Annotated in this window: 8 protein-coding genes; 3 read left to right on the forward strand and 5 right to left on the reverse strand. The window is 57.8% G+C overall.

The window, feature by feature from the left end; all coding sequences use genetic code 11:
* Nucleotides 1–44 precede the first annotated feature (44 nt).
* Together QRD42_RS08505 and QRD42_RS08510 are read right to left on the reverse strand one after the other, a co-directional pair.
* The gene (locus tag QRD42_RS08505; protein WP_321988621.1) at nt 45–851 is read right to left on the reverse strand and encodes a DUF2950 family protein; all 807 of its coding nucleotides are present in this window, start codon (nt 849–851) and stop codon (nt 45–47) included.
* A 13-nt stretch (nt 852–864) separates the two neighbouring features.
* Entirely contained in the window at nt 865–2,295 is a 1,431-nt protein-coding gene (locus QRD42_RS08510; protein WP_321988622.1) for a DUF3300 domain-containing protein, read from the reverse strand.
* 435 nt (nt 2,296–2,730) lie between these two features.
* Between QRD42_RS08510 and acnB the strand changes: the two genes are divergently transcribed.
* Nucleotides 2,731–5,328, forward strand: coding sequence for a bifunctional aconitate hydratase 2/2-methylisocitrate dehydratase (gene acnB / locus QRD42_RS08515; RefSeq protein WP_099458813.1), 2,598 nt, complete (start codon nt 2,731–2,733; stop codon nt 5,326–5,328).
* Between the two features lie 146 nt (nt 5,329–5,474).
* Entirely contained in the window at nt 5,475–5,837 is a 363-nt protein-coding gene (gene yacL / locus QRD42_RS08520; protein WP_072570651.1) for a protein YacL, read from the forward strand.
* Nucleotides 5,838–5,871: 34 nt separating this feature from the next.
* Here the strand turns inward: yacL and speD are convergent, their stop codons facing one another.
* From speD to QRD42_RS08535, 3 genes are all read right to left on the reverse strand, one after another.
* Entirely contained in the window at nt 5,872–6,666 is a 795-nt protein-coding gene (gene speD / locus QRD42_RS08525; RefSeq protein WP_072570653.1) for an adenosylmethionine decarboxylase, read from the reverse strand.
* A gap of 20 nt (nt 6,667–6,686) precedes the next feature.
* A complete protein-coding gene (gene speE / locus QRD42_RS08530) occupies nt 6,687–7,547 on the reverse strand; it encodes a polyamine aminopropyltransferase (protein ID WP_072570655.1) in 861 nt (286 codons plus the stop codon).
* A 110-nt stretch (nt 7,548–7,657) separates the two neighbouring features.
* The gene (locus QRD42_RS08535) at nt 7,658–8,005 is read right to left on the reverse strand and encodes a YacC family pilotin-like protein (protein ID WP_083580984.1); all 348 of its coding nucleotides are present in this window, start codon (nt 8,003–8,005) and stop codon (nt 7,658–7,660) included.
* A gap of 145 nt (nt 8,006–8,150) precedes the next feature.
* Between QRD42_RS08535 and cueO the strand changes: the two genes are divergently transcribed.
* Nucleotides 8,151–9,710 (forward strand): multicopper oxidase CueO, encoded by a 1,560-nt coding sequence (cueO, locus tag QRD42_RS08540; RefSeq protein WP_321988623.1) that lies wholly within the window; start codon nt 8,151–8,153, stop codon nt 9,708–9,710.

Genomic DNA, 9,710 nt, shown 5'->3' on the forward strand with positions numbered 1-9,710 from the left:
TAAAGCGGCTTAATAGCCGCTTTTTTTATGCCTGCGTTTTACCTTCAGGGCTGCACCGGTTGCCACTGCTCGTCCGGCGTAAACTGCGTTATCCCTTCAGTCTGCTGCGCCGTCTGCGCGCCGAAATCCCGCTGATATACCCGATCCTGACCGTCAATCACAAAGGTGGCGACGCCGGTTTTGCCGTAGTCCAGCGGCCACGCCAGCAGCGCGGCAGGCGCATCATTACCTTGCCCCTTACCCGTCAGCAGCCGGAAACGATAGCCGTGATAACCCTCGCCGGGCGTGGTCGGGCTGAACGCCGGGCCAAGCGGGCTGGGCGCTTCCCCCGGTGACACCGGCCAGTAGAGGCCATCTTTTTTACCCTCGCTGCTGATAAGCTTCTGCGCATAATGGTGGTTAAGGGCGAAGTAATCCCGCTGCGCGTCCAAATAAGCCTGGAGCGCGTTAATAGCTGACAGCTCATTGCGCCCGAGGGTGCGGGTGAGGATCTCGTCGGCGGCGCGTGCGGTATCAAACTGCCAGCCCGCGGCGGTTTTCACCATCGGGATGGGGAGCTGCCACTGACCGCGCCCGACGCTCAGGTGCGCCACGCCGTTCTGCTCATCAATCTGATGGCTTATCTGCCAGTCGCGCAGAAAACGCGCCACGGCTTGCGCATCTGCCCCGTCCGGCGGCAGGATCTGCTGCCAGTCATCGCCGAGCAGTTGCGTCAGCACGCTGTCATTTTGATCCTGGATGGCGCTGACTAGCGTACTGGCGGCCTGCTCCGGCGTGCTGAACGCCTGCTGCGCCTGACCCATCACCGGTAACAGCAGCAGCAATCCGGCGATAATTTTCTGTAGTTTCATGATCCCTGCCTGATTAACGACGGTTAAGTTCACGGCGTTCGGCCGCATGTTCACGTAACGAGCTGCGCTGTTCGCGGTTCAGACGCTGGCGGCTCTGCTCGCCGCGCTGACGCTGCGCCTGCCAGGAGGGGGAACGGCTGTCATTGCCGCTCAGCGCCGTGGCACGGGAAGCGCTCTGGCGCTGTTGCAGCTTTTCCCGCCGCTGTTGCTGTTGCGGCGTCGGGTTATCGTGGCGGGCTTTGATGGCATCGCGGCGCTGTTGCTGCTGCGCGGTGGGATTGTCCCGGCGGGCCTGTATCGCCTCGCGTTTCTGCTGCGTCGTGGACTGATTGAACTGAGTTTTTGCCGCCTCGCGACGGGCGGTAGTGGTGGGAGTATCGTAACCGCGATAATTATTGCGCTGCGCGATCTGGTTTAACTGCTTTGCTGCCGTCTGACGCTGCGCATCGCGGGAGGGCAGGTTATTACGGAAGGCAGGATTGTGCTGCCACACCACAGTGTCATTTTTGGTGACCAGCCTGCCGCCGGAGATACGGTTGAAGTTATTGACGTTGATATTGATATTATCGCCGTTGTGGTCGTAGCCTCGATGGTCATGATCGTCATCCCAGTCAATATCGCTGAACAGCGCATAAGTGGTGGCGACGCCGAGGCTGAAACCTAAGCCCCGCACCAGGCTGTCGGTGAACTGCTGGCCGGGAGGCGGCGGCAGATACACCGGCGGATAGGCGGGCGTCGGCCAGCTGCCGTACACTACGGTCGGGTTAAAGCTCGGGACATACACCACCTCCGGATCGGCGGGTTCGATTTTGATCACCGTCGGGGCTGGCGTACTCACCACGGTAGTGCTCCCCGACGCGGATTGCGGCGCGGTACTGCTTTTCGCCGGTACGGTGCTGACTTTCTGCTGCGGCGTGGAGGTGAGCGCGCCCGTCTGTTGCGCCAGCGCGCGCAGTTTCTGCACTGAATCCATCACCTCTTTCGGCTGCGCCAGAAAGGCATCGCCGAGGTTTTGCACCCACTGTGGGTTTTCCCCCATCAATGCCATCAGCGACGGAAAGGCCACCAGCGATCTGACGCTCGGATCCCAGGGCTGGTTAATCACCGCCTGGATCGCCGCGTCGCCCTGGAGCGTGGGATTATCCTGCGACCACTGGGCCGCCTGCACGACGTTCGCGGGGTAGGTGGCGGCCATCAGCACCTGCGAGAGCAGCGCGTCCGGGTAGAGCGCGATTGGTGCCACCCACTGATCGATTTGCGCCGCGGTAAAGGTTGGGGTGGCGACCGGCGGAGCGGGCGGCGGGGCGGGCGTAACCGGCTGGGCGACAACGGCAGGCGGCGGTGTTTCCGGCGTCCTGCTTTTGACATACAGCACGCCCGAGGCGGCTAAAATCCCGGCGCTGCACAGCAGCATCAGGATCTGAGGTTTGAATGGCAACTTCATGAGGTTCTCCCGGTATCCGGTGGGATACACGCGAATAAAACACAGGCCAGATGGCGGTAAATGCCCGCGAGTATAAAGCGCTGATTGTTTATTTTTTGATTAAAACAGGCATCGCACCGTGCCCCGTCCATAACCGGACAACAAGAGTGTTAGTAAACATTGCAAAGCGTAGGGATAAGCCCTTTTGCAGAGTCAGCCGTGGGGGATAAAAAGGTATTTTCGTCTGCCGGAGAAGCCCTGTGAAAGAGAGGTGTATCGCCCGTAACGATTCAGCTAATTTTTAATGTTGCTTTTTTGTAAACAGATTAACACCCCCTTTAAATCCTGCTATGCTGCCCGTCGCGGTACCGGGCTTTTACCCTACAAACTGCTGTCTCACAGGAGCGTGAAGAAACTGCCGGCCGCACTATGACAATGAGAGCGAGGAGAACCGTCGTGCTAGAAGAATACCGTAAGCACGTAGCTGAACGTGCCGCTGAAGGGATTGCACCAAAACCCTTAGATGCCACGCAAATGGCTGCGCTGGTCGAGCTGCTGAAGTCCCCGCCAGTGGGCGAAGAAGAATTCCTGTTAGATCTGTTAGCCAACCGTGTCCCGCCGGGCGTTGATGAAGCCGCCTACGTTAAAGCCGGTTTCCTTGCAGCCGTCGCCAAAGGCGAAACCGCCTCTCCGCTGGTCACTCCGGAAAAAGCCATTGAACTGCTGGGCACCATGCAGGGTGGTTACAACATCCATCCGCTGATTGACGCGCTGGACGATGCTAAGCTGGCGCCGGGTGCCGCCAAAGCGCTGTCCCACACGCTGCTGATGTTCGACAACTTCTACGACGTGGAAGAGAAAGCCAAAGCGGGCAACGCTTACGCACAGCAGGTGATGCACTCCTGGGCCGAGGCAGAATGGTTCCTGAGCCGTCCGCCGCTGGCTGAAAAAATTACCGTCACCGTCTTTAAAGTGACCGGCGAAACCAACACCGACGATCTCTCTCCGGCGCCGGATGCCTGGTCGCGCCCGGATATTCCGCTGCACGCGCTGGCGATGCTGAAAAACGCCCGTGAAGGCATTGTGCCGGATCAGCCGGGTAGCGTTGGCCCGATCAAACAGATCGAAGAGCTGAACAAAAAAGGCTTCCCGCTGGCCTACGTGGGCGACGTGGTCGGTACCGGTTCATCCCGTAAATCCGCCACCAACTCCGTACTCTGGTTTATGGGCGACGACATTCCGAACGTGCCGAACAAGCGCGGCGGCGGTCTGGTGCTGGGCGGCAAAATCGCGCCAATCTTCTTCAACACCATGGAAGATGCCGGCGCGCTGCCGATTGAAGTGGACGTGAACGCGCTGAACATGGGCGACGTGATTGACGTCTACCCGTTCAAAGGCGAAGTGCGTAACCACGAAACTGGCGAACTGCTGGCGAACTTTGAACTGAAAACCGACGTGCTGATCGACGAAGTGCGCGCCGGTGGCCGTATCCCGCTGATCATCGGCCGTGGCCTGACCACCAAAGCGCGTGAAGCGCTGGGTCTGCCGCACAGTGAGGTCTTCCGTATTGCTAAGCCGGTGGCGGCGAGCGATAAGGGCTTCTCGCTGGCGCAGAAAATGGTGGGCCGCGCCTGTGGCGTGAAGGGCGTGCGTCCTGGCGAATACTGCGAACCGAAAATGACCTCGGTTGGCTCGCAGGACACCACCGGGCCGATGACCCGTGATGAACTGAAAGACCTGGCCTGTCTGGGCTTCTCTGCCGATCTGGTGATGCAGTCCTTCTGCCACACCGCGGCCTATCCGAAGCCGGTGGACGTCACCACACACCACACGCTGCCGGACTTTATTATGAACCGCGGCGGCGTCTCGCTGCGTCCGGGCGACGGCATCATCCACTCGTGGCTGAACCGTATGCTGCTGCCGGATACCGTGGGTACCGGCGGTGACTCCCATACCCGTTTCCCGATTGGCATCTCCTTCCCGGCGGGCTCTGGTCTGGTGGCCTTCGCCGCCGCGACCGGCGTGATGCCGCTGGATATGCCGGAATCGGTACTGGTGCGCTTTAAAGGCCAGATGCAGCCGGGTATCACCCTGCGCGATCTGGTGCACGCCATCCCGCTGTATGCCATTCGCCAGGGCCTGCTGACCGTTGAGAAGAAAGGGAAGAAAAACATCTTCTCTGGTCGCATCCTGGAAATCGAAGGGCTGCCGGAGCTGAAAGTAGAGCAGGCGTTTGAACTGGCGGATGCGTCAGCGGAACGTTCTGCGGCGGGCTGTACTATCAAGCTCGATAAAGCGCCGATTGAAGAATACCTGACCTCCAACATCGTCCTGCTGAAGTGGATGATTGCGGAAGGCTACGGCGACCGCCGTACGCTGGAGCGTCGTATTCAGGGCATGGAAAAATGGCTGGCGGATCCGCAGCTGATGGAAGCCGATGCTGACGCCGAATACGCGGCAGTGATCGACATCGATCTGGCAGATATCAAAGAGCCGATCCTGTGTGCACCGAACGATCCGGATGATGCGCGTCTGCTGTCTGACGTGGCGGGTGAGAAGATTGACGAAGTGTTTATCGGTTCGTGCATGACCAACATCGGTCACTTCCGCGCGGCCGGTAAGCTGCTGGACAACCATAAAGGCCAGCTGCCGACCCGTCTGTGGGTCGCGCCGCCAACCCGTATGGATGCCGCGCAGCTCACCGAAGAGGGCTACTACAGCGTGTTTGGTAAGAGCGGCGCGCGCGTTGAGATCCCGGGCTGTTCACTGTGCATGGGTAACCAGGCGCGTGTGGCAGACGGCTCAACGGTAGTGTCCACTTCGACGCGTAACTTCCCGAACCGTCTGGGCACCGGCGCGAACGTGTTCCTGGCGTCCGCAGAGCTGGCGGCGGTCTCTTCCCTGCTCGGCAAACTGCCGACGCCGGAGGAGTACCAGACCTATATGGCGCAGGTCGATAAGACCGCGGTAGACACCTATCGCTATCTGAACTTCGACAAACTCGGTCAGTACACCGAAAAAGCTGACGCGGTGATCTTCCAGACTGCCGTATAAGTGAGCATTCTCCACTGGTGAGAAAACAAGGGTGAGGGCGGTGATCCGCGCTCACCCTTTTTATTTCCATATCCTCCGCCCGTCCCGCTGTTTTTCTTTCCCGCTGCTGCGATAATTACCCCATTGCTGGATCAGAGGAATGCATCATGGATTACGAATTTTTGCGTGATATCACCGGCGTGGTGAAGGTACGCATGTCGATGGGCCACGAGGTGGTCGGTCACTGGTTTAATGAAGAAGTGAAAGAGAACCTCGCCCTGCTTGATGAAGTGGAAGCGGCGGCGCGGACAGTGAAAGGCAGCGAGCGTCAGTGGCAGCGCGTCGGACACGAATACACCCTGTGGATGGACGGCGAAGAGATCATCGTGCGCGCCAACCAGCTGGAGTTTTCCGGCGACGAGATGGAAGAGGGGATGAATTACTACGACGAGGAGAGCCTGTCGCTGTGCGGCGTTGAGGATTTCCTGCAGGTGGTCAAAGCGTACCGCGAATTCCTGCAGCAGAAATAATCATCACGGAGCATCCCTGCTCCGTAAACCAGTCTTACACGGCGGGAATATTGCGGCCGTAATAGATTTCGCGCATCTCTTTCCACAGCGCTTCGGTGATCACTTTACGCTCGTCGGCGGTGAGATCTTCCGGGCGGGTGTGGAACATATAGTGTTTCAGGTCGAATTCTTTCAGCAACATCTTGGTGTGGAAGATATTTTCCTGATAAACGTTTACATCTACCATGTCATACAGCGCTTTCATGTCATCGGACAGGAAGTTCTGAATCGAATTGATTTCATGATCGATAAAGTGTTTTTTACCCGACACGTCGCGGGTAAAGCCGCGCACGCGATAGTCAACGGTCACAATATCGGACTCAAGCTGGTGGATTAAATAATTCAGGGCTTTCAGCGGTGAAATCACCCCACAGGTCGAGACTTCAATATCCGCGCGGAAGGTGCACAGTCCGCCCTCCGGATGGCTTTCCGGGTAGGTGTGAACGCAGATATGGCTCTTGTCGAGGTGAGCTACCACGGTTTCCGGCAGCGGGCCAGGATGTTCAGTGTTGTCGATCAGATGCGGTTCAACGGGCTCTTCGCTGACGAGGATCGTCACGCTGGCGCCCTGCGGCTCATAATCCTGACGGGCGATATTCAGGATATTCGCGCCAATAATCGAACAGGTTTCCGTCAGGATCTCCGTCAGTCGATTGGCGTTATAGAGTTCATCGATATAGGCGATATAACCATCGCGCTCTTCAGCCGTATTGGCATAACAGATATCGTAAATACAAAAACTCAGGCTTTTGGTCAGGTTATTAAAGCCATGTAGTTTAAGCTTTTTCAATTTTTATCACCCCCTTAGGATCACTGCGCAAACAGTGCATCGTGCAAATATTGTGGTAACGCGAACGCCGCCGTGTGTACTGCCGGATTGTAATAACGACACGTCAGGTTTGCGCTGTGGAAACGCGCCTGAATAATGCCGGTAGAAAGATGACGCAGCGCGCCGTTGTCCGTCGCCCAGGCGAAGGTCATCACACCACCGTAATAGGTGGGAATGGCGGCCTGATAAAAACTCACATCGTCAAAGTAATGGCTGAGTTTACGGTGACTGTCGATGGCTTCATCCTGCTGCAAAAAGCTCACGCCGTTTTGCGCGACGAAAATACCGCCAGGATTCAGGCAACGCTTGCAGCCTTCGTAAAATGCCGAGGTAAACAGACTTTCGCCAGGCCCGATGGGATCGGTGCAGTCAGAGATGATCACATCAAAGGTTTGCGCGGTCTGGTTAACAAAATTGACGCCGTCGTCAATCACCAGCGTAAAGCGCGGATCGTCATAAGCCCCGGCATTATGATTCGGCAAATACTGGCGGCAGAATGACACGACGCCAGCGTCGATCTCCACCATGGTGATGGTTTCGATACTCTTATGACGGCTCACTTCGCGCAGCATCGCGCCGTCGCCGCCGCCGATGATCAGCACATGCTTCGCATGACCGTGCGCCAGCAGCGGTACGTGGGTCATCATTTCATGATAAATGAACTCATCCCGCTCGGTGGTTTGCACCACGCCATCCAGCGCCATTACGCGCCCGAATGCGGCGTTTTCAAAGATAATCAGATCCTGATGATCGGTTTTTTCGTGGTACAGCACCTTGTCCACGGCGAAGTACTGCCCGAACTGGTCATGCAGCGTTTCGTGCCACAGTTTGCTATCAGTCATTGCTCGCTCCTTCGTTAACACCCATATAAAACGGGCGTAACATGATAGCTAACTAGTGACGGGGATGCACGGCTATAAATCCCTGCCCCGCAGAAGGGGCAGAGGAAGGGTTATTTCACGTAGGCAAGCAGGCTCAGGGAATCACGCGCCAGCGCTTTGCACTTTTTATCCGTGGCGATGCCAATACCGCTGAGGTCGCGGTAGCTGTCTTCCCCCAGCGCTTTCATATCAAAGCTCTCGTAGTTGCTCAGATCCCACTGATTCTGCTGGGCGAAAAACACCAGCGCGCGACGGATCTGACCGTTCGGTAAATTCTGGTAGCCACAGTCGTTTTTCAGGAATACAAACACCGCCGTTAAATCGGCCATGTCTTCGGCTTCTGACTCACTGAGTGCATAACTATTTGCTGATACAGCCAGCAGGCTGGCGAACGTAATTGTTCTGAAAAACGTCTTCATTATTTCTACCGGAACATCGAGGAAATTTAACGTTAGCATACTTGGGGGCAGGGCGACGATCTTTATTATTAGAGGTTCGCTTGACCTTACCGCAAGGGCAGGGTTTATGCTCAAAAGCTCGCCAGGCTTTAAAAAGGGAATAAAGATGCAACGTCGTGACTTTATAAAATACTCCGCTGCGCTGGGCGCGATAAGCGTGCTACCGGGATGGTCGAAAGCGGCCTTTGCCGCCGCGCCGCAAGCACTGCCAATCCCGGCGCTGCTGATGCCGGACGCGCAGAGCCGCATTCAGTTACGGGCGCAGGCTGGCACCACAGCCTTCGCCGGGAAAAACGCCGCCACCTGGGGCTACAACGGTAATCTGCTTGGTCCGGCGATCAAACTGCGCCAGGGTAAGGCGGTGACCATTGAGATCAACAACCGGCTGGCGGAAGAAACGACGGTTCACTGGCATGGCCTGGAAGTGCCGGGCGAGGTGGATGGCGGACCGCAGGGCATTATCAAGCCCGGCGGCCAGCGTACCGTCAGCTTTACCCCCAGCCAGCGCGCGGCCACCTGCTGGTTCCATCCTCATCAGCACGCAAAAACCGGTCATCAGGTGGCGATGGGGCTGGCCGGGCTGGTGCTGATCGAAGACGACGAGAGCCGCATGCTGCGTCTGCCGCAACAGTGGGGTATTGATGACGTTCCGGTGATCGTACAGGACAAGCGTTTTAACGCCGACGGGCAGATCGACTATCAGCTGGACATCATGAGCGCGGCCGTCGGCTGGTTTGGCGATACGCTGCTCGCCAATGGCGCGATCTATCCCCGGCATGCCGCCCCACGCGGCTGGCTGCGTCTGCGTCTGCTGAACGGCTGCAACGCCCGTTCGCTCAACTTCGCCACCAGCGATAAGCGCCCGCTCTATGTGATTGCCAGTGATGGCGGCCTGCTTGCGGAGCCGGTAAAAGTTGCCGAACTGCCGATGCTGCCGGGGGAGCGTTTTGAAGTGCTGGTGGAGACGCGCGACGGGAAAGACTTCGACCTGATCACCCTGCCGGTGAGTCAGATGGGCATGGCGGTCGCGCCTTTCGACAAGCCGCAGCCGGTGTTGCATATACAGCCGCTGACCGTTGTGGCGTCCGGCGAGCTGCCTGATACCCTCGCGACCATGCCATCGCTGCCGCCGCTGGATGGCCTGACGCAGCGCACGCTTCAGCTGTCGATGGATCCAATGCTCGACATGATGGGAATGCAGGCGCTACAGAAAAAATATGGCGATCAGGCGATGACCGGCATGGCGGGGCACATGAGTCATGGCGGGATGGATCACGGCAGTATGGATCACGGCGGCATGAACCATGGCGGGCAGGGCGTTGATTTCCGCCATGGCAATATGATTAACGGTAAAGCCTTCGACATGAACACCCCGGCCTTTGCCGCGACCAAAGGGCAGTACGAGCGCTGGGTGATTTCCGGGGAGGGGGACATGATGCTGCATCCGTTCCATATCCACGGCACGCAGTTCCGCATTCTGTCAGAGAACGGCAAGCCGCCCGCGGCGCATCGCGCAGGCTGGAAAGATATCGTCAACGTATTTGGCGCGCGCAGCGAAGTGCTGGTGAAGTTTGACTATGACGCTCCGAAAGCGCAGGCCTATATGGCGCACTGCCATCTGCTGGAGCATGAAGATACCGGGATGATGCTTGGGTTTACGGTATAA

The sequence above is a fragment of the Enterobacter sp. PGRG2 genome (assembly GCF_030291195.1).
Taxonomy (GTDB): Bacteria; Pseudomonadota; Gammaproteobacteria; order Enterobacterales; family Enterobacteriaceae; genus Enterobacter_D.

Excerpts from the sequence above, each read along its gene's own strand:
- QRD42_RS08510 (WP_321988622.1), bottom strand. The coding sequence starts at position 2,295 with ATGAAGTTGCCATTCAAACCTCAGATCCTGATGCTGCTGTGCAGCGCC.
- QRD42_RS08535 (WP_083580984.1), bottom strand. The coding sequence starts at position 8,005 with ATGAAGACGTTTTTCAGAACAATTACGTTCGCCAGCCTGCTGGCTGTA.
- QRD42_RS08505 (WP_321988621.1), bottom strand. The coding sequence starts at position 851 with ATGAAACTACAGAAAATTATCGCCGGATTGCTGCTGCTGTTACCGGTG.
- speE (WP_072570655.1), bottom strand. The coding sequence starts at position 7,547 with ATGACTGATAGCAAACTGTGGCACGAAACGCTGCATGACCAGTTCGGG.
- yacL (WP_072570651.1), top strand. The coding sequence starts at position 5,475 with ATGGATTACGAATTTTTGCGTGATATCACCGGCGTGGTGAAGGTACGC.
- cueO (WP_321988623.1), top strand. The coding sequence starts at position 8,151 with ATGCAACGTCGTGACTTTATAAAATACTCCGCTGCGCTGGGCGCGATA.